Annotated in this window: 26 protein-coding genes; 11 read left to right on the top strand and 15 right to left on the bottom strand. The window is 60.7% G+C overall.

Going from position 1 to position 24586, the window contains the following annotated elements; genetic code table 11:
• Positions 1–4 precede the first annotated feature (4 nt).
• Positions 5–937, top strand: a complete 933-nt coding sequence (locus AC1DJO_RS00830; protein ID WP_112386272.1) for a ribose-phosphate pyrophosphokinase — start codon at positions 5–7, stop codon at positions 935–937.
• A gap of 118 nt (positions 938–1055) precedes the next feature.
• Entirely contained in the window at positions 1056–1562 is a 507-nt protein-coding gene (locus AC1DJO_RS00825; protein ID WP_477969195.1) for a Kazal-type serine protease inhibitor family protein, read from the top strand.
• A 62-nt stretch (positions 1563–1624) separates the two neighbouring features.
• On the opposite strand, the gene AC1DJO_RS00820 is transcribed toward AC1DJO_RS00825, so the two are convergent.
• Complete coding sequence (locus AC1DJO_RS00820) at positions 1625–3232, bottom strand: hypothetical protein (RefSeq protein ID WP_477968470.1); 1608 nt, start codon at positions 3230–3232, stop codon at positions 1625–1627.
• 95 nt (positions 3233–3327) lie between these two features.
• The gene (locus tag AC1DJO_RS00815) at positions 3328–5415 is read right to left on the bottom strand and encodes a bifunctional diguanylate cyclase/phosphodiesterase (RefSeq protein ID WP_477968468.1); all 2088 of its coding nucleotides are present in this window, start codon (positions 5413–5415) and stop codon (positions 3328–3330) included.
• 320 nt (positions 5416–5735) lie between these two features.
• Between AC1DJO_RS00815 and AC1DJO_RS00810 the strand changes: the two genes are divergently transcribed.
• The 5 genes from AC1DJO_RS00810 (at position 5736) to AC1DJO_RS00790 (ending at position 10905) form a co-directional block, all read left to right on the top strand.
• Positions 5736–6350 (top strand): 50S ribosomal protein L25/general stress protein Ctc, encoded by a 615-nt coding sequence (locus tag AC1DJO_RS00810; RefSeq protein WP_112386270.1) that lies wholly within the window; start codon positions 5736–5738, stop codon positions 6348–6350.
• Between the two features lie 190 nt (positions 6351–6540).
• Positions 6541–8898, top strand: a complete 2358-nt coding sequence (locus AC1DJO_RS00805; RefSeq protein ID WP_477968466.1) for an EAL domain-containing protein — start codon at positions 6541–6543, stop codon at positions 8896–8898.
• A gap of 24 nt (positions 8899–8922) precedes the next feature.
• Entirely contained in the window at positions 8923–9636 is a 714-nt protein-coding gene (locus AC1DJO_RS00800) for a substrate-binding periplasmic protein (RefSeq protein WP_112386268.1), read from the top strand.
• Positions 9637–9722: 86 nt separating this feature from the next.
• On the top strand, positions 9723–10442 hold the full coding sequence (gene pth / locus AC1DJO_RS00795; RefSeq protein ID WP_477968464.1) for an aminoacyl-tRNA hydrolase: 720 nt from the start codon (positions 9723–9725) through the stop codon (positions 10440–10442).
• 4 nt (positions 10443–10446) lie between these two features.
• Positions 10447–10905, top strand: coding sequence for a GNAT family N-acetyltransferase (locus tag AC1DJO_RS00790; protein ID WP_477968462.1), 459 nt, complete (start codon positions 10447–10449; stop codon positions 10903–10905).
• 2 nt (positions 10906–10907) lie between these two features.
• Here AC1DJO_RS00790 and AC1DJO_RS00785 read toward each other — a convergent pair whose 3' ends face one another.
• From AC1DJO_RS00785 to AC1DJO_RS00770, 4 genes are all read right to left on the bottom strand, one after another.
• Positions 10908–11291 carry a hypothetical protein gene (locus tag AC1DJO_RS00785; RefSeq protein ID WP_477968460.1) on the bottom strand — a complete coding sequence of 128 codons (384 nt, stop codon included), beginning with the start codon at positions 11289–11291 and terminating at the stop codon, positions 10908–10910.
• Between the two features lie 80 nt (positions 11292–11371).
• The gene (clpS, locus tag AC1DJO_RS00780; RefSeq protein ID WP_112386265.1) at positions 11372–11683 is read right to left on the bottom strand and encodes an ATP-dependent Clp protease adapter ClpS; all 312 of its coding nucleotides are present in this window, start codon (positions 11681–11683) and stop codon (positions 11372–11374) included.
• A gap of 59 nt (positions 11684–11742) precedes the next feature.
• A complete protein-coding gene (locus AC1DJO_RS00775; protein ID WP_477968458.1) occupies positions 11743–12150 on the bottom strand; it encodes a type II toxin-antitoxin system VapC family toxin in 408 nt (135 codons plus the stop codon).
• The gene (locus AC1DJO_RS00770) at positions 12147–12467 is read right to left on the bottom strand and encodes an AbrB/MazE/SpoVT family DNA-binding domain-containing protein (RefSeq protein ID WP_310294378.1); all 321 of its coding nucleotides are present in this window, start codon (positions 12465–12467) and stop codon (positions 12147–12149) included. The genes AC1DJO_RS00775 and AC1DJO_RS00770 overlap by 4 nt, the downstream gene beginning before the upstream one ends.
• 73 nt (positions 12468–12540) lie before the next feature.
• On the opposite strand from AC1DJO_RS00770, the gene ychF reads away from it, so the two are divergent.
• Positions 12541–13644: a redox-regulated ATPase YchF gene (ychF, locus tag AC1DJO_RS00765; RefSeq protein WP_477968456.1), complete on the top strand. Its 1104-nt coding sequence runs from the start codon at positions 12541–12543 to the stop codon at positions 13642–13644.
• Between the two features lie 21 nt (positions 13645–13665).
• Here ychF and AC1DJO_RS00760 read toward each other — a convergent pair whose 3' ends face one another.
• Positions 13666–14745 (bottom strand): hypothetical protein, encoded by a 1080-nt coding sequence (locus AC1DJO_RS00760; RefSeq protein WP_477968454.1) that lies wholly within the window; start codon positions 14743–14745, stop codon positions 13666–13668.
• Positions 14746–14827: 82 nt separating this feature from the next.
• On the opposite strand from AC1DJO_RS00760, the gene AC1DJO_RS00755 reads away from it, so the two are divergent.
• Together AC1DJO_RS00755 and AC1DJO_RS00750 are read left to right on the top strand one after the other, a co-directional pair.
• Complete coding sequence (locus AC1DJO_RS00755) at positions 14828–15298, top strand: MaoC family dehydratase (RefSeq protein ID WP_477968452.1); 471 nt, start codon at positions 14828–14830, stop codon at positions 15296–15298.
• Positions 15295–15762, top strand: coding sequence for a MaoC family dehydratase (locus AC1DJO_RS00750; protein ID WP_477968450.1), 468 nt, complete (start codon positions 15295–15297; stop codon positions 15760–15762). The genes AC1DJO_RS00755 and AC1DJO_RS00750 overlap by 4 nt, the downstream gene beginning before the upstream one ends.
• A 13-nt stretch (positions 15763–15775) precedes the next feature.
• Here the strand turns inward: AC1DJO_RS00750 and AC1DJO_RS00745 are convergent, their stop codons facing one another.
• The 5 genes from AC1DJO_RS00745 to AC1DJO_RS00725 form a co-directional block, all read right to left on the bottom strand.
• Positions 15776–16318: an adenine phosphoribosyltransferase gene (locus tag AC1DJO_RS00745; protein WP_112515742.1), complete on the bottom strand. Its 543-nt coding sequence runs from the start codon at positions 16316–16318 to the stop codon at positions 15776–15778.
• Positions 16319–16435: 117 nt separating this feature from the next.
• Positions 16436–17317: a cytochrome c1 gene (locus AC1DJO_RS00740; protein ID WP_112386257.1), complete on the bottom strand. Its 882-nt coding sequence runs from the start codon at positions 17315–17317 to the stop codon at positions 16436–16438.
• 25 nt (positions 17318–17342) lie between these two features.
• The gene (locus AC1DJO_RS00735) at positions 17343–18608 is read right to left on the bottom strand and encodes a cytochrome b (protein WP_112386256.1); all 1266 of its coding nucleotides are present in this window, start codon (positions 18606–18608) and stop codon (positions 17343–17345) included.
• Positions 18609–18622: 14 nt separating this feature from the next.
• Positions 18623–19201 carry a ubiquinol-cytochrome c reductase iron-sulfur subunit gene (gene petA / locus AC1DJO_RS00730; RefSeq protein ID WP_112515740.1) on the bottom strand — a complete coding sequence of 193 codons (579 nt, stop codon included), beginning with the start codon at positions 19199–19201 and terminating at the stop codon, positions 18623–18625.
• 240 nt (positions 19202–19441) lie between these two features.
• The gene (locus AC1DJO_RS00725) at positions 19442–21343 is read right to left on the bottom strand and encodes an ABC transporter ATP-binding protein (protein WP_477968448.1); all 1902 of its coding nucleotides are present in this window, start codon (positions 21341–21343) and stop codon (positions 19442–19444) included.
• 164 nt (positions 21344–21507) lie between these two features.
• Between AC1DJO_RS00725 and AC1DJO_RS00720 the strand changes: the two genes are divergently transcribed.
• Positions 21508–21738, top strand: coding sequence for a CopG family transcriptional regulator (locus tag AC1DJO_RS00720; protein ID WP_112515738.1), 231 nt, complete (start codon positions 21508–21510; stop codon positions 21736–21738).
• On the opposite strand, the gene AC1DJO_RS00715 is transcribed toward AC1DJO_RS00720, so the two are convergent.
• From AC1DJO_RS00715 to AC1DJO_RS00705, 3 genes are all read right to left on the bottom strand, one after another.
• Entirely contained in the window at positions 21735–22049 is a 315-nt protein-coding gene (locus tag AC1DJO_RS00715) for a type II toxin-antitoxin system RelE/ParE family toxin (protein ID WP_477968446.1), read from the bottom strand. The genes AC1DJO_RS00720 and AC1DJO_RS00715 overlap by 4 nt on opposite strands.
• Entirely contained in the window at positions 22046–22315 is a 270-nt protein-coding gene (locus AC1DJO_RS00710; protein WP_477968444.1) for a ribbon-helix-helix domain-containing protein, read from the bottom strand. The genes AC1DJO_RS00715 and AC1DJO_RS00710 overlap by 4 nt, the downstream gene beginning before the upstream one ends.
• A gap of 95 nt (positions 22316–22410) precedes the next feature.
• Positions 22411–24267, bottom strand: coding sequence for an ABC transporter ATP-binding protein (locus AC1DJO_RS00705; RefSeq protein WP_477968442.1), 1857 nt, complete (start codon positions 24265–24267; stop codon positions 22411–22413).
• Positions 24268–24586 lie beyond the last annotated feature (319 nt).

Below are 24586 nucleotides of genomic sequence, written 5' to 3'. Positions count from 1 at the left end.
CAAAATGAAGGTTTTCGCAGGCAATTCGAACCGGCATCTCGCCGAAGCGATCTGCACCTATCTCAATGTGTCCTTGGGCAAGGCCAGCGTCAGAAGATTTGCCGACCAGGAAATCTTCGTCGAAGTTCAGGAAAATGTGCGCGGCGAGGACGTGTTCCTCGTTCAGTCGACATCGTTCCCGACCAACGACCATCTGATGGAATTGCTGATCATGATCGATGCGATGCGCCGCTCGTCGGCCCGCCGCATCACGGCAGTTCTTCCCTATTTCGGCTATGCCCGCCAGGATCGCCGTGCCTCGGGGCGCACGCCGATCTCGGCCAAGCTGGTCGCCAACCTGATCACCGAAGCCGGTGCCGATCGCGTTCTGACGCTCGACCTGCATGCCGGCCAGATCCAGGGCTTCTTCGATATCCCGACCGACAACCTTTATGCCGTGCCGGTCCTGACGCGCGATATCAAGGCTCACTACGACACCAGCAACATCACCGTTGTTTCGCCTGACGTCGGCGGCGTGGTGCGCGCCCGCGCGCTTGCCAAACGCCTCGACTGTCTGCTGGCGATCGTGGACAAGCGCCGCGACCGCCCGGGTGAATCCGAAGTTATGAACATCATCGGCGAAGTCGAAGGCAAGGACTGCATCCTGATCGACGACATCGTCGATTCCGGCGGCACGCTCTGCAACGCCGCCGATGCCCTGCTCGCGCAGGGCGCTGCCAGTGTCACGGCCTATATCACCCACGGCGTTCTCTCGGGCGGCGCGGTCACCCGCATCACCTCGTCGAAGCTGCGCGAACTTGTGATCACCGATACCATCCAGCCGACCACGGCTGTGCAGTCGGCCCACAATATCCGCGTCATCACGACCGCCAACCTGATCGGCGAAGCCATCAACCGCACCAGCCAGGAAGAATCCGTCTCCAGTCTCTTCGACTGACGGTTCCATCCCTGCCCTGTTCGGAGCAGCGAAGTTGCATTTGCTGCTTCATCGCGCTGACTGTTTCGACTAGGCTTCCCCTGTGATTTGTTTGCACGGGGGAGCAATTGTGACGAACATCCGAAACCATCTGAAAAACGGCAGGCGGCTGGCGCTGATAGCGCTTGTTCCGCTGCTATCGGCCTGCACCGTCGATGTCGATCCCGGCTACTCGCGGCCACCGCCGCGTCCCCGGCCGCCGCAGCCGCAGATGTGCACGATGGAATATGCCCCGGTCTGCGGCGAGCGCGGCGGGCGCACGCAAACATTCAGCAATGCCTGCCAGGCGCGCAGCAGCGGCTTCATGATCGTTGGACGTGGTGAATGCCGCGGCGGACCGCCACCCTTCCCGCGTCCGGAACCAGACCGTCCCGGCCGCCCGGAGTGGCCGGATGGTCCAGGCAGGCCCGACCGGCCCGAAAGACCGGATAGACCCGACCGCCCGGGCCGCCCTCATGGCATCTGCACCCGCGAATACCGCCCGGTCTGCGGCGAACGCGGCCGCCAGACACAAACCTTCCCAAATGCCTGCGAAGCCGGAAATGCGGGCTTCCGCATCATCAGCGGTGGAGAGTGCCGCCAGTAGGCCGCGCCTCTCCACTATCCAGCCGAACGAAAAAGGCCCGCTTCGAAGCGGGCCTTTTTAAATCAGGGCTTGGTCTCTTCGGACGGCGTAGCATCATCCGAGGGCGCCGCGTCGTCAGACGGAGCGGTCTCATCCGGAGTAGCCTCGTCTGAAGGAGCGGCCTCATCCGAAGGATCCGCCTCGTCGGAGGGAACAGCTTCTTCAGTCGCCGGTGCATCCGGACCCTTGATCTGCTGGCCATTGACGCTGACCGAGCCGTCGCTGGCAACAGCCACATCCCAGCGCTGCGCGCCATCAGGATCAGCCTTGGCAAAGCCCTTGATCATCATCAGGCCGAAGGATGCCTGGGTCAGGTCCGGGTTGGTCTTTGCGAGTTCCTGGATGGCCGCGATCGTCTTGTCGTAGTCGCGCGCCACGATCGAAGCGTTCAGCTTGTAGTCCTTCGGTGTATCGACGCGGCCTTCCAGCTCGCCGGAAACCTCGACGTCATAGACGCTGGACTTGGCGCTGACCTTCGGAAAATCGACCTTCAGGATACCGCCTGGGAAAAGCTTCTCGGCAGCCTGCTGCCCGGCCTTCTCGCTGTCGTCGGTGGACTTGGTGAAATCCATCTTCATGAACTCGTCCGCGAAGGCCGCGAAATCCATGCCGGGAACGCCGAACTGGATATCGAGCGCCTGCGGCAGGAACGCGGTGTAACCGGCAGGAACGAGCGCGCTGTCGAGTGTCACGTCGGCAGCATCCATCGCGACGCCGATACGCGTCGCATTGCTCGGACCATCGACAGTGAAGTGATAGCCGAAGGACTTGGCGCCGCCGCTGCCAACCGCACTGGTGACCGCGAGGTTGTTGAGCTTGATGGTTTCCTCAAGCGAGCTCAGCAGCGGGAAAGCATTGCCGAGCATGCCCTTCAGCTTCGCCTCGCTCTCCTTGGTCAGCTGCTTCTCATCGGCATGATCGAGCACGAAAAGGACCATCTCCTTGATGTCCTTGGCGGCGATGCCATTGACCTTGGCATCGAAATCCAGGCTGTCGGCAGAGATCTGGATCGGCGGCATTTCCTTGCCGCTGACCTGCTCGGCAAAGGCGCTGAACTTACCGTTGGCGGCAAAATCCAGACGCCCGGCCGTGGCGCTGTCTGCCGAGCTCAGCTTGTAAACCATGTCCCCGAAGCTGGCATTGACGGATTCCGTATCGGTCGTGGAGCTGATCTTCAGGTCCTTGGCGCTGAAATCACCAGAGCGCAGATAGCTGATCGCCGGGTCGAAGACCGAGGTGAAATCCATCTGAGCGATCGAGTAGGTGAAGTCCGTGCGCGCCTTGTCCGGTCCGCCAAAATGACCGGTCACATTGAGGTTGTTGTTGCCTTCGAGATTCCACAGCCCGCTATCCTGCGGTGTCGCGAACATCTTGAACGGCACGAGACCCTTGATCTCGAAATCCTGCTTCTTGACCTTCTCCAGGAGCTTGGCGAAATCATAGGTGATCTCGTAGCGCGAGCCCGCCGGCTTGACGGTGACCGGCTGGCTCTTGGCGATGTCCTTCGGCAGCAGGTGATTGAGATTGTCACGGATGGCGTTCGCACCGTCCTGACTGATGTCAGCGGCGGACGCTCCCGTAGCCAAAGCCAGAACAATGGCGCTCGTCGCCGTGATAAGCCTGTGACGCATCTCGATAATTCTCCCTTGGGGCATGAAGGCGCGCATGTGAGATTGCCAGAGGCCGGATGTCAAGCCAGCCTCATCCGCGGGTTGATATTTTCTTCTCAGGCGGCTGCCGCGGCCTTGATCTCATCCACAGCCATCACTTCAGGTTGAGGCTTGGCGGGCGCGTCGGTGCCGACGATCGCCTCGATGCCCGAACGCGGCACCGGCTTGCCGAACAGGAAGCCCTGCACCTGCAGGCACCCTTCCCGGCGCAGGAAGTCGATGTGATCTTCATTCTCGACGCCTTCGGCCAGAACCGGGATGTCGAGACTTGCGGCCAGGATCAGCGTCGAGCGGACGATTGCCGCCGACTGCTTGTTGGTGACGACGCCATCGACGAAAGCGCGATCGATCTTGATCTTGTCGAAGGGGAAGCTCTGCAGTGTCGAAAGCGACGAGTAGCCGGTCCCATAGTCGTCCATGGCCACTTTGATCCCCAGCGCCTTCAGCCGGCGGATCGCATGCAGCGCGTGCTGGTGGTCGGCGATGATGCCGGATTCGGTGATTTCGATTTCCAGGCGCGAAGCCGGAAGCCCGGTCTGCAGCAGGATTTCGTGGACGATCTGCGGCAGGCGGGGATCGCTCAGCTGCTGTGGCGCGACGTTGACGGCGATGCGCAGCGGGTTCTTCCAGGTCGCAGCCTCCGCGCAGGCGGCTCGCATCACCCATTCGCCGAGTTCCAGAATGAAGCCGTTGCGCTCGGCGATCGGAATGAATTCCATCGGCGCGATATAGCCACGCACCGGATGCTTCCAGCGCAGCAACACCTCGAAGCCAACGACCTCGCGCGTCACCGTATCGTTCTGCTGTTGGTAGAACAGTTCGAACTCCCGGCGCCGCAGTCCTTCACGCATCTCGATTGCGAGCGCGTTCCGCTCGCGGGAGATCTGGTCCATCGAGGCATCGTAGAAGCAGATGCTGTTGCTAGCGGTCGATTTCGCCCGGTACATGGCGATGTCGGCCTGCGACAGCAGATCGTCGATCGTGGTTGCCTGTCCCGGGAAGGTCGAGATGCCGACGCTGGTACCGACGCAGAGCGTCTGCTCTTCCCAGGAAACCGGCTTGGCGATCTCGTCGATGATCCGTTGCGCCAGAGCGGTGGCATCCGCGCGGATGAAATACTTATGCATCACGGCCACGAACTCGTCGCCGCCGACGCGGGCCATGAACTGGCTGTCGTTGCTGAGCAGCATTAGCCGCTCGGCAACCGTCCGCAGCACGGCGTCGCCGGCCGCATGGCCGTGAACGTCATTGATTTCCTTGAAGCGGTCGAGATCGAAGGAGAGCACGGCGATATTCGCGGTCATGTCCTTCGGCCGTTTCGTCAGTGCCGCGAGATGCTCGTTGAAGGCGGCGCGGTTGGGCAGATTGGTCAGCGGATCATGCAGCGACAGATGGCGATAGCGCTCGACGGCCGCCTGGCTGGACTGAATGTCGATGACATAGGTCGAGGCACCAAGCGCGAGGATAACCACCATGACTGCGACGACAAGGCCAGTCATGATGTTGACGGAGATCAGCTCTCCCGCAACCGGAATGGCGCTGTCGGGAACGATCGTCAGGCCAGCCATGCCGGTAAAATGCGTCAGCACGATCGCCAGGATCAGCGCCAGGCCGGAGCCGTGCTTGCAGAACCGGGTGACCGGACGCGCAACACGATTGGTGGCTACAGCGCCGAAGGCCGCGGCCAGCACCAGCGAGGTCAGGACATAGGGCTGGCTCCAGACCATGTGGCCTGCAACCTTGTATCCGGCGATCCCGACATAATGCATACAGGCAATACCGAGGCCGACGATCGCCCCGCCCGCTTCGACCAGCATGGTCTTCGGCGTGCTGGCGGCAACGGTGAAACCGATGATGCTGGCAGCGATGCCGATGAACAGCGAGATCAGGGTGAGTTCGGGCTCATAGCCGTTCATCGCCGGCGACTGGTAGCCGAGCATGGCGATGAAATGCGTCGTCCAGATCGTCGATCCGCCGACGAAGCCGGAGAGAAACAGCCAGTTGAACTTCTGCAGGCCCTCGGTGCGCCGTACCCGCGTGAAAAGCCGCATCGTCAGCAGTGAGCCCAGAACGCAGATCACGGTCGCGAAAAGGAGATGCGACAGGCTGTGTTCGACTGCGATGCAGGAGATGATACGCAACATGATTGAGACCGCGATTGAAACCGTGATCACCTATATGTATTCGCATAGTAGGATTCATTAATTGGCGTTTTAATTGCGATTCATTGGTTAAATAACCGTCAGATTTTACAACCGCGCAAAAGAAAGCTACAACCACAGGAGCAAAGGGCGCGCCCGGCCCTGCCGAGCTTGCGTTTCAGCCGGACTTATACTATAGCGCACGCGTCCGCACAGACACCCTTGGAGGCAATGCGGATGAAGCTTCCCAAAAAAGGTGCTTCCAGTCAAAGGACGGCATATGCCGGACTTCGACTCTCCATATAACCTCGAAAGGAATAGCCATGAGCCACGAAACTTACGAGCTCAAGGCCGAGGCGCGCGAACGGGTTGGTAAGGGGTCCGCCCGTGAACTTCGCCGCAACGGTTTGATTCCCGCTGTCATCTATGGTGACAAGCAGGCCCCGATTTCCATTACGCTCAACACCAACGAGGTGACGAAGCGTATCCATGCCGGCGGTTTCATGACCACCGTTGCCACGATCGACCTCGGCGGCAAGAAGTACCAGGTTCTCCCGAAGGACTACCAGCTCGACCCGGTTCGTGACTTCACGATGCACGTGGATTTCCTCCGCGTTTCCGGCAACACGCAGGTTACCGTTGAGATCCCGGTTCACTTCATCAACGAAGAGAAGTCGCAGGGTCTCAAGATCGGTGGCGTTCTCAACATCGTTCGTCACGAAGTTGAAGTTCACTGCCCGGCCAATGCCATCCCGGAATTCTTTAACGTCGACCTGAGCGGCAAGAAGATCGGCGACAGCATCCACATCTCGGAAGTGACCCTTCCGAAGGGTGTCACCACGGTTATCGACCGTGACTTCACGATCGCCACCATCGTTGCTCCGGCAGCTGGCGTCGAAGAAGACACGTCTGAAGCCGAAGGCGGCGCTGAAGCCTGATAAGCTTCCTATCAATTTGTAAAGCATAAGGCCCGCTTCCTTCCCGGAAAGCGGGCCTTTTCATTTGCTGGCTACAACCGTTTCAGCAAGCTTTAACACATTCATGGAAGCATTCTCCCCAAAGTTATTGCCATATCGCCGTATATTAGAAGGCGGCCGAAGAAGAAGCGGCCGGGGAGAAAACGGAACAATGAATAATTCCGTTGAAAATAGATTTTTTGCGATTGTCTGCGGTGCGCTACTTGTTTTTGTCGCGCCGCTTTTTGTGCTTTTTCTCTTCCTCTCTTCAGAACGCGCTGACAAGGAAATCCGCGACCACATCTCCGTGCTTCTGGTTGCCAATTCCCAGGCGCTCGCCAAACCGCTCTGGGATCTCGACGAAGACAGCGTCACGCAGATTTCTGCGACGATCGTTTCCCAGGGTGCCATCGTCAAGGTTGAGGTCCGCGACCAGTCCGGCCAGCTTGATATCACCCAGAGCACCATTCCGAAGTCGTTCAGCGGCGACCTGGAGCAGGTCTCGCGTGCCATCATCTACAACAATGTCGATGGTCCGAAGAACCTCGGCAGCATCTCCGTCTACTATCCGAAGCTCGGCCTCTTCTCCGGCCTGAAGCATGAGGAAGTGGTCTTCATCTCGATCTTCATCTTCGCGGTTCTCGCCGTCTTCGGTAGCGCGCTGATCGGCAACCGCATCTTCGTCATCCACCCGCTGATGCGCCTCATTGCGGCGATCGAGGCCACCAGCCAGCTCGGCTCGCGCCATCACGTCGACTGGCAGTCCGGTGACGAGATGGGCCGCCTTGCCAGCAGCTTCAACGACATGCAGACCAAGCTGGAGCGCGAGGAAAAGGAGCTGAAGCTCGCCCATCGCCGCGCCACCGACATTTACGACCTGACGCCCGCCATGCTCTTCTCGCTCGACGAGGACGACCGCATCACAGCCGTCAGCGATTACTGGCTGGTCGCCACCGGCTACAGCCGCACCGACGCCGTCGGCCGCAAGTTCGCCGATCTCGTCATGCCGGATACCCGCGACATCTTCCTGTCGCGCAGGAACACTGCCGAGGAAGGCGCGCTCGACGTCACGGTCAAGTTCAGATGCGCCGATGGCCGCGTCATCGACGTGCTGATCCTGGAATCCAACGCCGCGACCGGCGGCACCGACAAGCTGTCGCTGTCGGTCATGACCGACGTGACCGAGCTCAAGGCCTCCGAAGACCGCAACCACCGCCAGGCAATCACCGATCACCTGACCGGCCTCTTGAACCGCCAGGGCTTCGAAGCCGTGCTCGACCGCAAAATCGCCGAAGCGGACGCAGCGGGCCAGGAGCTTGCGTGCCTGTTCGTCGATCTCGACCGCTTCAAGTGGATCAACGACAATATGGGCCATGCCGAAGGCGACCGGGCGCTGCGTGAGCTCGTTGCCCGCTTCAAGACCCATCTCGCCCCATCCGACGAAGCCGCCCGCCTTGGCGGCGACGAATTCGCCATCCTGCTGCCGGCCGCTGATGCCGAGAAGCGGGCGCGGGCGATGTGCGATCAGATCGCCACAATCTTCGACACGCCTTTCGGCCCCGACCTGCATCTGAGCGCCTCCGTCGGCGTCGCCATCTACCCGCGCCATGCGGCCAATGCGGCGGAACTGCTGCAGAAATCCGACATGGCGATGTATGCCAAGAAGCGCGACGGTAAGAACGGCGCCCGCCTGTTCGACAACGCCATGCTCGACACCGCACGCAGCCGCGCCGAGATCGAAAGCTGCATCGAGGCCGGCCTCGCCGAGGACTGGTTCGAAGCCTACCTGCAGCCGATCGTCGGCCTGACCCACGGCAACATCGCAGGCTTTGAAGCGCTGATGCGCCTCAACCATCCGCAAAAGGGCCTGATGCCTCCGGCCGAGATCATCAACGTCGCCGAAGAGACGGCCAAGATCGTCCGCATCGGCAACGTCATCATGGAGAAGGCGATTTCCAATCTCTCCCGCATCTCCCGGATTACCGGCATGCAGGACACCTACCTGGCGATCAATTTCTCGCCACTGCAGTTCGAGCCCGCCCTGCCCTCGCGTCTGGCCGGTCTGCTCGGCCGTCATAGCATCCGTCCCGAACGCATCGTCGTCGAGATCACCGAGGCCGTGCTGATGCACGACAACCCGCAGATCCGTATGATCGTCACCGAACTGCGACGCTTCGGCTGCCGCATCGCGCTGGATGATTTCGGCACCGGCTACTCGTCTCTGAGCTATCTCAACCGCTTCCCGGTTGATATCATCAAGATCGATCAGTCCTTTACCCGCGCCATCAACGAAGGCAACGACGATGTCGGCATGAAGAGCCGGATGCTGATCGAGGCGATCACCACGCTGTCGCACAAGATGAACTGCACCGTGATTGCCGAGGGCATCGAGACCGAAGAGGAATGCCGGACGCTGCAGCAGATGGGGCTGGATTATGGACAGGGCTATCTCTTCCACCGGCCGCAGACCGCAGCGCAGCTGATCGAGAAGCTGAGCGGCGTCATCCCCTTCGTGGCGCGTGCGTCATAGACCAACAAACTCAGGAGTTATGCGATGAAAAAGCTGCTGCTTCTCGCCTTCCTCATCCTGCCTGCCGCAGCCTCCGCGCAAACGGTGTCCTTCACGACTGAAGACTACGCACCCTTCAACTACCGCGACGGCAAGGTCATCAAGGGCGCCACCGTCGAGCAGGTCGAGAAGGTGATGGCCGATATCGGCGTCGACTATACGATCGAGATGATGCCCTGGGCCCGCGCCTACACGCTGGCGCAAAGCACGCCGATGACCTGCGTCTTCGCCACAGCTCATAACGGTCTTCGCGATCCCCTGTTCAAATGGGTGGAGCCGCTGCTCATCGACCGCAACATCCTGATCAAGGCCAAGGACTCCGCTGTCACCGCCGACAATCTGGAAGAAGCCAAGAAGTACCTGGTCGGCACCTGGCGCGAGGACTACACCGAGACGACGCTGAAGGAAAAAGGCTTCCCCAAGCTCGATGTCGCCAGCGATTTCAACGCCACGATGCGCAAGCTCCTGGGCGGCCGCATCGACATGATGCCGATCTCGGAACTCTATTTCGACAAGCTGAAGCAGGACCAGCCGCTGGAGATGGTGACGGTGCTCTCCAGCCAGCCGATGGGCATTGCCTGCCAGAAGGACTTTCCGGACGATCTCCTGCGCAAGATGCAGGCCTCGCTCGACAAGCTGATTGCCGATGGCACGCAAAAGCAGATCTTCCTGAAATACGGCCTCAACCTGCTGCAATGACAGGCTGCTCCAGCCTTAGCGCTTGACTTCACGCCCGTTTCGCGGTGGTGAAACGGGCATCGGATTTTCAAGGAATGGATTGGCCCATGCTGATCATCGCGGGTCTCGGCAATCCCGGCAGCAAATATGCCGGCAACCGCCACAATATCGGTTTCATGGCGGTTGACGCCATCCACCGCCGCCACAGCTTTTCGCCCTGGTCGAAGAAGTTCAAGGCCGAGATCGCCGAGGGCGAACTCGACGGCGAAAAGGTGCTGCTGATCAAGCCGCAGACCTACATGAACCTGTCGGGCGAATCCGTCGGCGAAGCCATGCGTTTCTACAAGCTGCAGCCGTCCGATCTCGTCGCCATCTATGACGAGCTGGATCTGGCGCCCGGCAAGGCGCGGCTGAAGACCGGCGGCGGCCATGGCGGCCACAACGGCATCAAGTCGCTCGACGCCCATTGCGGCCGCGAATACCGCCGCCTGCGCCTCGGCATCGGCCATCCCGGCGTCAAGGAAATGGTGCAGCATCACGTCCTCGGCGATTTCGCCAAGGCCGACCAGAGCTGGCTGGAACCGCTGCTGGATGCGCTCGCCGACAATGCCGGCATGCTGGTTCGCAACGAGGATTCGCAGCTGATGAACAAACTGGCGCTCGCCGTCGGCGGCAAGGCGGAAGAGGAGAAGCCGAAGGCCGAAAAGAAGCCGGCGGCGAGATCCCATATCCATCAGGCCCGCAACCACAACCAGCCTAAGATCCTGCCGGCCAGCGGCCCGATGGCCGAGATGCTGAAGAAGCTGCTCGGCAACAAGGGCGACTGACCGGATGAGCACGCCGCTCGCGATCCGCGCAGCCGAGGCCGGCGATCTCCCTGCCCTGCTTGGCCTTTATGCTGAGCTGAACCCGTCAGATCCCCCGATCGATACAGCCGTTGCCGGAGAGCGCATGACCGCGATCCTGGCACAGCCGGGCATGCGCATCTTCATCGGCTTTGCCGGAAAAGTAGCCGCCGCCACCGTAACGCTCGTCGTCATCCCCAATCTCACCCGCAACGGCGCGTCCTACGCGCTGATCGAGAATGTCGTCACCGGTGCTGACCATCGCAAACAGGGCTTTGGCGCAGCACTGATCGCCCATGCGATCGACGCAGCCTGGGACGCCGGATGCTACAAGGTGATGCTTTTGACCGGCTCGAAGGATCCGGCAACGCTGCGCTTCTACGAGCGCTGCGGCTTCGCGCAGGACAAGACCGGCTACCAGGTGCGGCGGCCGGCAGGGCGCTGACCTCAGAACAGCCCGGTCTCGTGCAGCCGGTAGAGAAAGAGGTTCCACAAGGCTGAAAGCCCGCTGTCGATCATCCAGGCAACAGCGCCTGAGGCACCCGGCGAAAACAGCATGACCAGCAACCCGCCGATGGTGCTGAGCATCACCGAGATGCGAAAATTCTTGAGGCTGTCCAGCCGGTAATAGCCGTTGTCGTCATACTCGGTGCCGAACAGCAGGTCTGGGAGATTGTAGCCGCTGGACAGCGGCAGATCCATCAGCGGCCGGTCGGTGATGCGATCGGGCAGCACGTTGAATACCGCCCGGCAGACATGACCAATGGCGCCAAGCAGCGCAAAGATCGCCGCCGCCACGAAATAATGCCAGGTCGCCGCTTCCGCAGGCATCTCGAGCCTCCGCCGTTTCCGCCACTTTGGCGAAAAACCTCGGACATTCGATTAAGGAGGCTGGTTAAGAGATCGCCAAGCTATTCTTCGGGTTCGGCGGTCAGCATCAGCGGGAATCCCGCTTCCTTGGCATAGTCCATCGCTTCCTTGACCTTGGTCTCGGCAATGTCCTTGGTACAGACAACGACGACGCTCGACCCGAGCTTGTGCGCCGTCAGCATGACGCGATAGCCGGCCTCCTCGCTCATCCGGAACACGGCCTTCAGCACCATGGTCACGAATTCGCGCGGCGTATAATCGTCGTTGAACAGAATGACCTTGTAAAGCTTCGGCTTGTCGAGCTTCAGCTTCGTCTTAGTTTTCGGTGTCAGGACAACATCATTGTCACTCATCGGGAGTCTGCCGTTATCATATGGGAAAGATGCGCCTGATCGCGATCAGCTATGCGCAATCATTTATGTGGCCGTAGAAGTCTGCAGTTCAAGCCCGAAGCAGTGAGAAGTGCTACAGCCTTCTTGTCGAAGCTGACAAAGGTCTCGCCACCGAGACGCCTGCCGTCGAGGGCGATGAGACCATCGGCAAAATCGCCGCCCCGCTCCATCATGTTTATTCCCGCCTCGACGGCAACCCGGTCCATAAGAAGCTTATCCGTTTCGAGAAGACGCCTCACAAACGCCTGCAACGGCTCTCCTCCGACCTTATAGCGGCGTCGCAGAACCCATATTGCTTCGCAGATTGCGACAACAGGCACTACAACCCGGCTGGCGCTGGCCAAGGCATCCTGCGCTTGCTCCGTCTCTCCGGTGTCATCTTCGATCACCAAGCGCAACAGCACGTTCGTGTCGATGACAATCGTCATCGCCTGTTGGCCCACCCGTCCGAAATCGCTTCGTTGATTTCGTCAATGGTAAGATGCACGCCTGCCTCGTTCTTGATCATCCCAAATAGGGATTCGATCGGCAGCTTGCCCGAAATCGCATGGAGTGTTGCCTGGCGCTGCGGTTGAAGATTGACGTCGATCTCATCGCCCGGGCTAATGCCCAGGTGATCGAGCACCTCCTTCTTCAGCGTGATCTGTCCCTTGGCGGTCACTTTCAAGCGAACCATCGACTTCTCCTTCTCTTTTAAAGTAAGGCAAATCTGCCTTACCGGCAAGGTTGATGCCTCGCGGATCATCGCAAGTCTTGACCGCGGGGCGCCATTCCCCCATAGGCAAGGCAACGATTTCAGCGAATACGGACATTCAGCCATGGGCTTCAAATGCGGTATCGTCGGTCTGCCGAATGTCGGCAAGTCGACCCTTTTCAACGCGCTCACCAAGACGGCAGCGGCGCAGGCGGCAAACTATCCGTTCTGCACCATCGAGCCGAACACCGGCGAAGTCGCCGTTCCCGACGCGCGCATGCAGAAGCTGGCAGCGATTGCCGGCTCCAAGGAAATCATTCCGACGCGCATTTCCTTCGTCGATATCGCCGGCCTGGTGCGCGGTGCGTCGAAGGGTGAAGGCCTCGGAAACAAGTTCTTGGCCAACATCCGCGAAGTCGATGCCGTGGTCCACGTGCTGCGCTGCTTCGAAGACGACGACATCACCCATGTCGAGGGCCGCATCAATCCGGTCGGCGATGCCGACACGATCGAGACCGAGCTGATGCTCGCCGACCTCGAGAGCCTGGAGCGCCGCGTCGAGCAGACCCGCAAGCGCGCCGCCAGCAAGGACAAGGATTCGCTGGCTCAGCTGCCGGTCATGGAAGCCGTCATCAAGCTGCTGAACGAGGGCAAGCCGGCCCGCCTTCTCCTGAAGACGCTGGCACCTGAGGAAATCGAGATCCTCAAGGGCCTCAATCTGCTGACCTCGCATCCGGTTCTTTACGTCTGCAACGTCGCCGAAGCGGACGCCTCCACCGGCAACGAGCACACCAAGGCCGTTGCCGAGATGGCAAAGCAGCAGGGTGCCGAATGCGTCGTCATTTCTGCGGCGATCGAATCCGAAGTCGCACAGCTGCCGGAAGAGGAATCGAAGGAGTTCCTCTCCGCGCTTGGCCTCGAAGAAGCCGGTCTCGACCGCCTCATCCGCGCCGGCTACCACCTGCTCGACCTGATCACTTATTTCACCGTCGGCCCGAAGGAAACGCGCGCCTGGACGATCGTCCGCGGCACCAAGGCGCCCGCCGCCGCCGGTGTCATCCACACCGATTTCGAACGCGGCTTCATCCGCGCCTTCACCATCGGCTATGACGACTACATCAACTTCAAGGGTGAAGTCGGCGCCAAGGAAGCTGGCAAGGGCCGCGACGAAGGCAAGGAATACATCGTCGCCGACGGCGACGTCATCCACTTCCGCTTCAACACCTGATCAAAAAGCGCACTGCCGCCCTCATGCGGGCGGCAGTCGCCTTGCCAGCGCGGCCGGCAACGCATTGACCACCCGCCGCCTGAGCGGCATCCAGCCAGTGCCGATGACAAGCACGATCACGCCAATGACCAGAAGCGTAGCAAAGACGTAGGTGTCCATCGCCCAGTGTCCCTGCTGGAAAATCCCGTAGATCGCAAAACCGAGCGACAAGAGCCCCGAAGTCACGAAGGCACGCCGGTCGATGATCAGGCCGATCAGCATCAGAACCGCCACCGTGCAGACGACCAGCGGCGTCTTGATCGACACGGTCTGCGCCAGTTCCGTCAAGCCGCCGTTGAAGAGCGACAGCGACACGATGCTGTAAAGCAGCGCCGGTGCCGCTCCCATATGCAGCCAGAAGGCAATGTCCGATCGCGTGGTGACGCGCTTGATGTCGCTGAGATCGAAACGCAGCGCCGTCGCGAAAAGCGCCACGGCGCTGGCGATGCTGATCCACGAGACGATCGCCGGATGATTGACGAGAAGCAGCTCATCGCCGCTCGCCCACACCAGGCCACGAAGGACAATCGACAGCACCATCGCAAATGCCGACGCGATGCAGAGTGCCAGCGACAACGGAACCCGGTAGCGCAGGTAGTAGAGGCCGAAGGCGGCGCAAGAGATTGCCGTCAGCCCGGTCGTCCCGATGCCGCTCGAAAACACGGTGATGCCGCCCGGCCACCAGACGCGGGCCAGACTGAAGGTCGCGCAGGAAAGCGCGATCGTCAGCGCCACGGCAGGAAGCGCCAGCCGCTGGCGGCGCACCAGAATTTCAGACAGGACGATGATCGCCGGGATGACCGCAAAGATTGTCACCAGCCCCCAGAGCCCGGCAAGCGCGATGACAATACCGATGGTGATCAGAACGTCGTGAAACCCGCGAATGAAGCGCGGTGTCTCCGTGTCCGACCGTGCGGCAACGCGGATGACGTCATCCGCCGGCGCTGGTGCAGCCACGGTCACGCCGCGCGCCACCAGAAACGGCAGCAGCCGGGCGCTGGCATCGCTGGAAATCAAGCCCTCGCGCTCCGCATCCGATAGCACCGACCGCAATTCGCTCATCCAGGTTTATCCTCTTGGAAACGTTGAGTTGGACGTTATGCTATTTTAAGTAGCTGTCACTTCCTAGAGCGCAGGCATCCGCATGTCAGAAGACAAACTGGTATTTGAAGATTTCGCGCCGGGCCGCAGCTTCCCGCTCGGCCCGATCCCTGTAACATCAGAAGAGATCATCGAATTCGCCACCGAATTCGATCCGCAGCCGATGCATACCTCCGAAGCTGGCGGCAAGGCGAGCATCCTCGGCGGCCTCGCCGCTTCCGGCTGGCACACCTCGGCTTTGTTCATGCGGATGATGGCCGAGAGCTATCTCTTGAACTCCTATTCGCAGGGCGCGCCCGGCATCGACATCATGGAATGGAAGAAGCCGGTTCTATCCGGTGATACGCTCTCCGGACGCTCGATCGTGCTCGAATCCCGCCTGATGCGCTCGCGGCCCGGCATCGGTATTGCGCGTTTCAAGCACGAGATCGAAAACCAACGCGGTGAGCTCGTCTGCTATTCGGAAAACTGGATCATGTTCAGCACCCGCGAAGCGGCCGAGGCACGCCCATGAGGATGACCGAGCTCTATGACGTCGGCCAGAAGGTCGAGATCGGCAGCTACACCTTCACCGAGGAGCGCATCGTCCACTTCGCCACCCGCTTCGATCCCCAGCGCTTCCATGTTGACCGCGAGGCCGCCAAGGACACGCTGTTCGGCGATCTCTGCGCTTCCGGCTGGCACAATTGCGCCGCCTGGATGCGAACCTTCCTGGATTACTGGATGGCGCAAAGCGTCCGCCTGGCGCAGGAGGGGCTCGCCGCCCCGAAGCTCGGCCCCTCGCCCGGTTTCGAAAATCTGCAATGGCTGAAGCCGGTCTTCGTTGACGAGACGGTCGCCTATTCGGTGACCTTCCTGTCCAGCCGCCCGCTGGCATCGCGCCCGGGCTGGCACCTGAACAAGATCCTCAACGAAGGCATCAATCAGGACGGCATCCCGGTGATCCGCTTCGAAAGCAGCGTCCTCGAATTCGAGTAGGACAAGCCGGGCGTCAGTGCCCGGCAAACTCGACCAGCGTGTGAACGTCGACGCCGAGCTCTTCGAGCTTCTTGCGGCCGCCGAGATCCGGCAGGTCGATGACGAAGCAGGCGCCGACGACTTCAGCGCCGATCTGGCGCAGCAGCTTCGTCGCGCCGACAGCCGTGCCCCCGGTCGCGATCAGATCGTCGACGAGGATCACCTTCTCGCCCGGCTGCACCGCATCCCGGTGCATCTCCATTTCATCGACGCCATATTCCAGGCTGTAGGCGATCCGCACGGTCTCATGCGGCAGCTTGCCCTTCTTGCGGATCGGCACGAAGCCTGCGGACAGCTGGTGGGCCACGGCGCCGCCGAGAATGAAGCCGCGAGCCTCCATGCCGGCGATCTTGTCGACCTTCAGACCGGCATAGGGCTGCACCAGCTCGTCGACGGCGCGGCGGAAGGCGCGCGGATTGCCGAGCAGCGTGGTGATGTCGCGAAAGATGATGCCGGGCTTCGGATAATCGGCGATGGAGCGAATGCTGGCGGCAAGCTCCGAGGCAATGTTGTTCATGGAAAGTCCGTCTGTCTGCGAGGGCACAAAGAGGCTGCACCCTATCAATTGCCATTCCCGGAACCAACAAAAAAGGCGGCCCGGAGGCCGCCTTTTGCTTATTCGAACGAGAACCGCTCAGTGGTCCTTGCTGGCATAGACCGAGCGCTTCGTCAGATAGATAAGGCCCGAGAAGATCAGCAGGAAGATCATCACCATGAAACCGGTGCGCTTGCGCTCTTCGAGATGCGGCTCGGCAGCCCACATCAGGAAGGCCGAAACGTCGCGCGAATACTGATCCACGGTCTGCGGCGAACCATCGTCATAGGTGACCTGGTCGTCAGAGAGCGGCTTCGGCATGGCGAAGGCGGCGGCGGCGTGGAAGTACGGGTTGTAGTGGGCACCAGCCGGAACCTGGAAGCCAGCCGGCGGATCCTGGTAGCCCGTCAGCAGCGAGTGGATGTAATCCGGGCCGCTTTCCTGGTACTGCGTGAAGATATCGAAGACGAACTGCGGGAAGCCGCGCTCGACTTCGCGTGCCTTGGCGAGCAGCGACATATCCGGCGGGGCAGCACCGTTGTTGGAGGCCGCAGCCGCTTCAGGGTTCGGATATGGCGACGGGAAATGGTCGGACGGAACAGCCTTGCGGGTGAACATCTCACCGCTGGCATCAGGGCCGTCCTGCACTTCGTAGTTGGCCGCAAATGCCTTCACCTGCGCATCGGAGTAACCGAGGTTGCTCAGCATGCGGAACGGGACGAGGTTCATCGAGTGGCAGGCGGAACAGACTTCGGTATACACCTTCAGACCGCGCTGCAGCTGACCCTTGTCATAGTGACCGAAGGGACCAGCGAAGCTCCACTTTTCCTCGGTCGGCTCCTTCAGGGGATAATGAGGCGTCGCTTCCTCGTGATGAGCAGGCGCTGCGCCAGCCGCAGGCGCCGCGTCTTCGGCAAGAGCAGCACCGGCGAAGGTGGCTGCAATTGCGAGCGACAGAATGCTTGTAACAAGCTTTTTCATGTTTTTAATTCCTTCCGCCGCTCGGTTATGCCTTGGCCGCAGACTTGTTCTTCTTCTCGAGCACCGCTTCGGTGATCGAGTTCGGAACGCGCAGCGGTGTCTCGACAAGACCCAGCACCGGCATCGCCACCAGGAAGAAGGCGAAGTAGAGGAGCGTGCAAATCTGCGAGATGGTGGTGAAGAGACCTTCAGCCGGCTGGGAACCAAGCCAGCCGAGGATGATCGCGTTGATCACGAACAGCCAGTAGAACAGCTTGTACCAGGGACGATAGACGGCCGAACGGACCTTCGACGTATCGAGCCAGGGCAGGAAGAACAGCACGATGATCGCGCCGAACATCACCAGAACGCCGCCGAGCTTCGAGTCGATCGGGCCGACATTGAAGGTGATCGAGCGCAGCATCGCGTAGAACGGCAGGAAGTACCATTCCGGAACGATGTGGGCAGGCGTCTTCAACGGGTCAGCCGGGATGTAGTTGTCGGCGTGGCCGAGGAAGTTCGGCAGGTAGAAGACGAAATAGGCGTAAACCAGCAGGAAGATCGAAACACCGAGCGCATCCTTGAGGGTCGCGTAAGGTGTGAAACGGACGGTATCCGTCTTCGTCTTGACTTCGACGCCTGTCGGGTTCGTCTGGCCGGTCACGTGCAGTGCCCAGATGTGCAGGATAACAACGCCTGCGATCATGAAAGGCAGCAGATAGTGCAGCGAGAAGAAGCGATTCAGCGTCGGCTGATCAACGGCAAAGCCGCCGAGCAGGAACTGCTGGATCCATTCGCCGACCAGCGGGAAGGCCGAGAAGAAACCGGTGATAACGGTCGCGCCCCAGAAGGACATCTGACCCCATGGCAGAACGTAGCCCATGAAGCCGGTTGCCATCATCAACAGGTAGATGACGACGCCGAGGATCCAGAGGATTTCGCGCGGCGCCTTGTACGAACCGTAATAGAGGCCACGGGCGATGTGCAGGTAAACCGCAACGAAGAAGAACGATGCGCCGTTGGCGTGCATGTAGCGCAGCAGCCAGCCGTGATTGACGTCACGCATGATCTTTTCAACCGAGTTGAAGGCGATCGACGTGTCGGCGGCGTAGTGCATGGCAAGCACGATGCCGGTCAGGATCTGAACGATCAGCATGACCGACAGCATGGCACCGAAGGTATAGGCATAGTTCAGGTTACGCGGAACCGGGTATGCAACGAAGCTGTCATAGATCATACGCGGCAGCGGAAGGCGCGCATCGATCCATTTTTCCAAGCCGGTTGATGGCTCGTAGCTGGAATGGCCACTCATGTATCAGTCTCCCCTCAACCGATCTTGATCTTAGTGTCGGACACGAACGAAAAGGTCGGAATAGCCAGATTCTGCGGCGCAGGGCCTTTACGGATACGGCCGGCCGTATCGTAGACAGAACCATGGCAGGGACAGAACCAACCGTTGTATTCGCCGGCCTGGCCGAGCGGTACGCAACCGAGGTGGGTACAGGTACCAACCATGACGATCCAGTTTTCCTTGTCCTTGCCGGCGGAGCGATCGAGGTCGGTCGCCTGGGCATCGGGAGCAAGGTTGGCGTTGCGCGCAACCGGGTCCTTGAGGTCGGCCAGCGGCGTATCCGCAGCAGCCTTGATCTCTTCCGGCGTACGATTGCGGATGAAGATCGGCTTGCCGCGCCACTTGACGGTCAGCGACATGCCGGGCGTCAGGCTCGTGACATCGACTTCGATCGAAGCCAGTGCCAGTGTCGATGCATCCGGACGCATCTGATCGACGAACGGCCATGCAACCGCAACGGCGCCGACAGCACCCGCCATACCAGTGGTGAGATATAGGAAATCACGGCGAGTGGGCTCTGATGAAGCCCCGCTTGTCGTATCGTGTTCGCTCACGGCTAAACCATCCTCTGCGCAATTTTCGCGGAATTCCGCCCTGCCCCTCTCAGCGACGAATCTGTTGAAGACACAATTCGGCCACAGACTCCCCACCAATCCGGCGCGTTCTATGCTTGATCGCAAATTATGTCTACCCTTGACAAGGGGCTGACGGCACAATGTCGCGGGAAATTTCAGATGAAATTTTCAAGTCAATCCGTAGGCTTCGCGGGATTGGAGGGCGCTGGAGCCTCTGCTCTAGACCACCTTGGCCTCGCGTCCGCCCGTACCCTCGCCAGCGCCGTCATCGGAGGCGAGGAACCCGCCGGACTGCCGGGCCCAGAGTTCGGCGTAAAGCCCGCCCTTGGCAATCAGCGCCTCATGCGTGCCTTCCTCGATGATTCGCCCCTGATCGACGACGATCAGCCGGTCGAGCGCGGCGATGGTCGAGAGCCGATGAGCGATCGCCAGCACCGTTTTGCCGTCCATGATGCGGTTGAGGTTCGACTGGATCGCCTCCTCGACTTCGGAATCGAGCGCCGAAGTGGCTTCGTCGAGCACGAGGATCGGCGCGTCCTTCAGCATCACGCGGGCAATCGCGATACGCTGACGCTGGCCGCCGGAGAGCTTGACGCCGCGCTCGCCGACATGGGCGTCGAAGCCCTTGCGGCCGTTCTGGTCCTGCAGCCTGTCGATGAAACCCATGGCTTCGGCGCGCTTCGCCGCCTCGATCAGCTTGCCCTCGCCTGCATCCGGGCGGCCGAACAGAATGTTGTCGCGCACCGAGCGGTGCAGCAGCGACGTATCCTGGCTGACGACGCCGATCTGCATGCGTAGCGTCTCCTGGCGCACGGCGGCAATGTCCTGGCCATCGACGAGAATGCGGCCGCCCTCGACGTCGTACATCCTGAGCAGCAGGTTCACGAGCGTCGATTTTCCGGCACCTGAACGCCCGACGATACCGACCTTTTCGCCGGGTGCGACTGTCAGCGAGAAGTTGTCGATCACACCCTTGCTCTTGCCGTAGTGAAACGAAACGTTCTCGAAGCGGATGCTCGGTTCGCGGATGACGAGTTCGCGCGCGTCGGGCCGGTCGACAAGCCCGAGGGGCTGAGAAATCAGCTCCGCGGAATTCTGGATCGTGCCGAGATTGCGCATAATGCCGTTGAACTGCGTCATCAGCCGGCCCAGCAGGAAGTTCAGGCGCAGCACCAGCGCCAGCGAAAAGGCGACAGCACCGGAGCTGACCAGCCCACGTAGCCACAGATCGACGCTGAGGCCCGCCATGGTGACGATCATCAGGCCCGACAGCAGCGCCATGGAGGCACGCACGCCGGTGATGAAGCGTGTGAAGCGCAGCACCGTTTCCTGATAGATATCGAAGCCCTGCCGCATGTAGCGGTCGCTTTCCTCGTCGCGGGCAAACAGCTTCAGCGTCTGGATATTGCTGTAGGAATCGACCATGCGGCCATTCAGCATCGACGCCGCCTCGGCCGTTTCGCGGGAGTGGAAGCGGATGCGCGGCACGAAATAGCGCGCCAGCACGCCAAAGGCGACGATCCAGAAAAACACCACGGCCGCGAGCGAGAAATCGAGCCTCGCAACCAGCACCAGCGTCGCAGCCGCATAGATGCCGACGAACCAGACGCTCTCCATCAGCGACGTCACGAGATCGCCGACCGCCTGCCCCGCCGACCAGACCTTTGAAACGATACGGCCGGAAAAATCGCTCTGGAAGAACTGCAGCGACTGGCGTGATACATGCAGATAGGACTGCCAGCGGGCCAGATTGTAAAATCCCGGCGTGATCACCTGCTGATCGACCAGCGCGATCAGGAAGGCGACGACGAAGCGCACGATGCCGATCAGCGCCAGCATCCCGAACAGCTCTGCGCCGTGATCGCCAAGCAGTTTGCTCCAGCCGTCTCCGGGCTTGATGGTGCTCAGGATATCGACGAGACGTCCGACGAACCAGAAGAGCGCGGCCTCGATCGCCGCCGACATGCCGCCGAGCACGAGCATCGCAATGAAGGGCCATCGTGCCTGGCCGATGTAGAACCAGATGAAGCCCAGCGTCGAACGCGGCGGCTGGATATTATCCCGCTGACGGAAGGGGTCGATCCAGGTTTCGAACAGGTTGAGAATGGGGCGCAGCAACATGATTGCCGATATAGGCAAAAACCCCGGACCGGCAAAGAGTAACGGCGGCTGACACAACCTTATATTTTGGTAATATTCGATAATATCGGCGTGAGGCGTGTTGAATGCCGCTGACCTCGCCACAATCTCGGAGTACAATCGACGCTCAACGGAGACATCCAGGCATGGAAACGAAAATGCTGAGAGTGCATATTCCGCTTCCAATTGCGGAAAGGCTGATGGCCGCCGCCGAACATCTCGGGATCGACCACGACACGATCGTCAGCGAGGCCGTCGCCGTATGGCTGGAGCGAGAAGAAGAACGCCGCCTGCTCGACCTGCGCACGCTTGCCAGCGCCAACACCATGTTCATCGTCGAGACCCACCGCATCCGCGACTGGGCGGATAGCCTTTAGCCGTCGCCCAGAATGTGCGGCAGGTCGCGCTTCCCATGCAGGACGCGCAACACCGAAAGCTCGGTGCTGGTCGCCAGATAGTACGCTCTCACATCTTCGAAATTCGCGACCGGCCAGGACCGCAACCCTGCCAGCGCCGGGTTGTCGAAAAACTTGGGAGCGCCGGCCCGAGGATGATCCAGCAAATGCGTGAGCGAGTTCTCGGCGGAGTGCAAAAACCGATTGGCAAGCGCCTCGCCGCCCTGCTCCGCGAAATACACGGCTTGCGCAAGAATATCGCGGCGCGCGGCAGGCTTGACGACGAGTTTCACCGCAGCTTCTTCTCCTGCTGCGCTGCGAGCAACTGCGCGGCCTCCTTTTTCAGATCGGCCCAGAACTCGGGCGTGACTTCCGACCCCTCACCTGATGCGAGACCTTCCAGAAGAAGCGCTTCCAGGCGAGCGTCGTTTTCGCGCGTCTGCGCGTCTCGAATAAGGCTGCGGAAATATTCGCTGACATTGCCATAGCCTTTGCTTGCCATCTGGCTTTCGACAAAGGTCTTCAGACTGTCAGGCAGTGAAATCGTCACGGTCGCCATCACGTTCTCCTTGGAAGAAAAGATAGCACATCTTCTTAATTGTTCTCAACAGTTAAGAAGCCCTCCCGGCTTCCGCCGGAAGGGCTTTCTGATTTTCACTCCGCCGCGGCGTCGGCTTCTTCCTCGTGATCGGCCAGGAAGCCGCCGGACTGGCGGGTCCAGAGGTCGGCATAAATGCCGCCCTCGCCGACCAGTTCGCTGTGCGAGCCGGATTCGATGATCTTGCCCTTGTCGAGCACGATCAGCCGGTCCATCTCGGTCAGCGTCGACAGGCGGTGGGCGATGGCGATCACCGTCTTGCCCTGCATCAGCGCGAAGAGGTTTTCCTGGATCGCCGCCTCCACTTCGGAATCGAGAGCCGAGGTTGCCTCGTCGAGCACCAGGATCGGCGCGTCCTTGAGGAAGACGCGGGCGATCGCGATACGCTGGCGCTGGCCGCCCGACAGTTTCACGCCGCGCTCGCCGACCTGCGCATCCAGCCCCTTGCGGCCGTGCATGTCGGAAAGCCCTTCGATGAACTCCCAGGCATTCGCCCGCTTCGCCGCCTCGATCACCTCCGCGTCCGTCGCATCCGGACGGCCGTAGGCGATATTGTCGCGGATCGAGCGGTGCAGCAGCGACGTATCCTGCGTCACGACACCGATCAGCGCCCGCAGGCTTTCCTGCGACACGGCAGTGATATCCTGACCGTCGATGGTGATACGCCCTGCTTCCAGGTCGTAGAACCGGAGCAGCAGGTTCATCAGCGTCGTCTTGCCGGCGCCCGAGCGGCCCACCAGACCGACCTTCTCGCCGGCCTTGATGTCGAGCGACAGGTTCTCGATGACGCCCTTGCCCTTGCCGTAGTGGAAGCCGATCCGCTCGTAGTGGATCGCCCCGCGCTTGGCCTGCAGCACCGGCGCGTCCGGCCTGTCGGTGATGTCGTGGCTCTTCGTCATCATGTCCATGCCGTCATAGACGGTACCGATATTCTCGAAGAGCGCCGACACTTCCCACATGATCCACTGCGACATGCCGTTGACACGCATCGCCAGGCCAATGGCGATGGCAATGGCGCCGACCGAGATCTCGCCGTTCAGCCAGAACCAGATCGACAGGCCCGAAATCACGAACAGCGCGATGCAGTTGTTCATGTAGACCGACATATGGAACAGCGTCACACGGCGCATCTGCGCATGCACCGTCTGCAGGAATTCGTCCATGCCTTCCTTGGCATAGCTCTCCTCCCGCCCGGCATGCGAAAACAGCTTAACGGTCGCGATGTTCGTATAGCTGTCAACCACACGCCCCGTCATCATCGAGCGCGCATCGGCCTGCTGCTTGGCGATCCGACGCAGCCGCGGCACGAAATAGGAGACGATGCCGACATAGACGCCGAGCCAGACGAGGATCGGGATCATCAGCCGCCAGTCTGCCGCAGCGATCACCACGATCATCGAGATGAAATAGGTGACGACATAGACGAAGACGTCGAGGATCTTCATCACCGTTTCGCGCACGGCCAGCGACGTCTGCATCACCTTGGTGGCAACGCGTCCGGCGAACTCGTTGGCGAAGAAGGTCATGCTGTGACGCAGCAGGAAGCGGTGCATCTGCCAGCGGGCGATCATTGGATAGTTGCCGAGCAGCACCTGATGCATGATCAACGAGTCGATGCCCGCCGCCAGCGGCAGGCCGATCAGGATCAGCGCGCCCATCCAGGCGAGCCTTTGCCACTCGTTTTGCATGAACGTCGCCTTATCGGCGTTGCCGAGCCAGTCGACGATATCGCCGAGGAACTGGAAAAGCGCCACTTCGCCGACGGCGATCAGCGCGGTGAGCACCGCCATGATCGCCAGCCAGGGTGCTGCCGGCTTCGTATAGTGCCAGCAAAAGGCGAAAAGCCCCGTGGGAGGCGCCACAGGCTCCTCGCTGGGGAAGGGATTCAACCGCTGTTCGAACCAGCCAAACATGAAAATGCTCCGGAACCGTACCGTTCCGTCTCCCAGCCCGCGCAAATCCGCGCTTGAGCACATATGGGAACCGGACGTTCAAGGGGCGAGGCCACAACAGCCGCGCAATGGATCAATGGGGGATTTTGAGAAGCTTTTGCGCGTCAGGAACGCGCCATCACCAGCGGTCGGATGACGGCCGGAAGGCGCGTGAGCAGCAAAATATTCATGTCGGCCTCCCTGCTGGCGTTTGAAGATGTGCACCGATAACGCGAAAATCGCCAAATTTCCAGCTGAAAATCGGCGGAAATTGAACATTTCAGGGTCAAAATGCGTCCTG

It is taken from the genome of Rhizobium sp. 05N430, from assembly GCF_056396985.1.
The sequence above is the reverse complement of the archived record's forward strand: the minus strand, read 5'-3'. Positions and strand labels throughout refer to the sequence as shown.

Excerpts from the sequence above, each read along its gene's own strand:
- AC1DJO_RS00830 (WP_112386272.1), top strand. The coding sequence starts at position 5 with ATGAAGGTTTTCGCAGGCAATTCGAACCGGCATCTCGCCGAAGCGATC.
- AC1DJO_RS00820 (WP_477968470.1), bottom strand. The coding sequence starts at position 3,232 with ATGCGTCACAGGCTTATCACGGCGACGAGCGCCATTGTTCTGGCTTTG.
- AC1DJO_RS00815 (WP_477968468.1), bottom strand. The coding sequence starts at position 5,415 with ATGTTGCGTATCATCTCCTGCATCGCAGTCGAACACAGCCTGTCGCAT.
- AC1DJO_RS00810 (WP_112386270.1), top strand. The coding sequence starts at position 5,736 with ATGAGCCACGAAACTTACGAGCTCAAGGCCGAGGCGCGCGAACGGGTT.
- AC1DJO_RS00805 (WP_477968466.1), top strand. The coding sequence starts at position 6,541 with ATGAATAATTCCGTTGAAAATAGATTTTTTGCGATTGTCTGCGGTGCG.
- AC1DJO_RS00800 (WP_112386268.1), top strand. The coding sequence starts at position 8,923 with ATGAAAAAGCTGCTGCTTCTCGCCTTCCTCATCCTGCCTGCCGCAGCC.
- pth (WP_477968464.1), top strand. The coding sequence starts at position 9,723 with ATGCTGATCATCGCGGGTCTCGGCAATCCCGGCAGCAAATATGCCGGC.
- AC1DJO_RS00790 (WP_477968462.1), top strand. The coding sequence starts at position 10,447 with ATGAGCACGCCGCTCGCGATCCGCGCAGCCGAGGCCGGCGATCTCCCT.
- AC1DJO_RS00785 (WP_477968460.1), bottom strand. The coding sequence starts at position 11,291 with ATGCCTGCGGAAGCGGCGACCTGGCATTATTTCGTGGCGGCGGCGATC.
- clpS (WP_112386265.1), bottom strand. The coding sequence starts at position 11,683 with ATGAGTGACAATGATGTTGTCCTGACACCGAAAACTAAGACGAAGCTG.
- AC1DJO_RS00775 (WP_477968458.1), bottom strand. The coding sequence starts at position 12,150 with ATGACGATTGTCATCGACACGAACGTGCTGTTGCGCTTGGTGATCGAA.
- AC1DJO_RS00770 (WP_310294378.1), bottom strand. The coding sequence starts at position 12,467 with ATGATCCGCGAGGCATCAACCTTGCCGGTAAGGCAGATTTGCCTTACT.
- ychF (WP_477968456.1), top strand. The coding sequence starts at position 12,541 with ATGGGCTTCAAATGCGGTATCGTCGGTCTGCCGAATGTCGGCAAGTCG.
- AC1DJO_RS00760 (WP_477968454.1), bottom strand. The coding sequence starts at position 14,745 with ATGAGCGAATTGCGGTCGGTGCTATCGGATGCGGAGCGCGAGGGCTTG.
- AC1DJO_RS00755 (WP_477968452.1), top strand. The coding sequence starts at position 14,828 with ATGTCAGAAGACAAACTGGTATTTGAAGATTTCGCGCCGGGCCGCAGC.
- AC1DJO_RS00750 (WP_477968450.1), top strand. The coding sequence starts at position 15,295 with ATGAGGATGACCGAGCTCTATGACGTCGGCCAGAAGGTCGAGATCGGC.
- AC1DJO_RS00745 (WP_112515742.1), bottom strand. The coding sequence starts at position 16,318 with ATGAACAACATTGCCTCGGAGCTTGCCGCCAGCATTCGCTCCATCGCC.
- AC1DJO_RS00740 (WP_112386257.1), bottom strand. The coding sequence starts at position 17,317 with ATGAAAAAGCTTGTTACAAGCATTCTGTCGCTCGCAATTGCAGCCACC.
- AC1DJO_RS00735 (WP_112386256.1), bottom strand. The coding sequence starts at position 18,608 with ATGAGTGGCCATTCCAGCTACGAGCCATCAACCGGCTTGGAAAAATGG.
- AC1DJO_RS00725 (WP_477968448.1), bottom strand. The coding sequence starts at position 21,343 with ATGTTGCTGCGCCCCATTCTCAACCTGTTCGAAACCTGGATCGACCCC.
- AC1DJO_RS00720 (WP_112515738.1), top strand. The coding sequence starts at position 21,508 with ATGGAAACGAAAATGCTGAGAGTGCATATTCCGCTTCCAATTGCGGAA.
- AC1DJO_RS00710 (WP_477968444.1), bottom strand. The coding sequence starts at position 22,315 with ATGGCGACCGTGACGATTTCACTGCCTGACAGTCTGAAGACCTTTGTC.
- AC1DJO_RS00705 (WP_477968442.1), bottom strand. The coding sequence starts at position 24,267 with ATGTTTGGCTGGTTCGAACAGCGGTTGAATCCCTTCCCCAGCGAGGAG.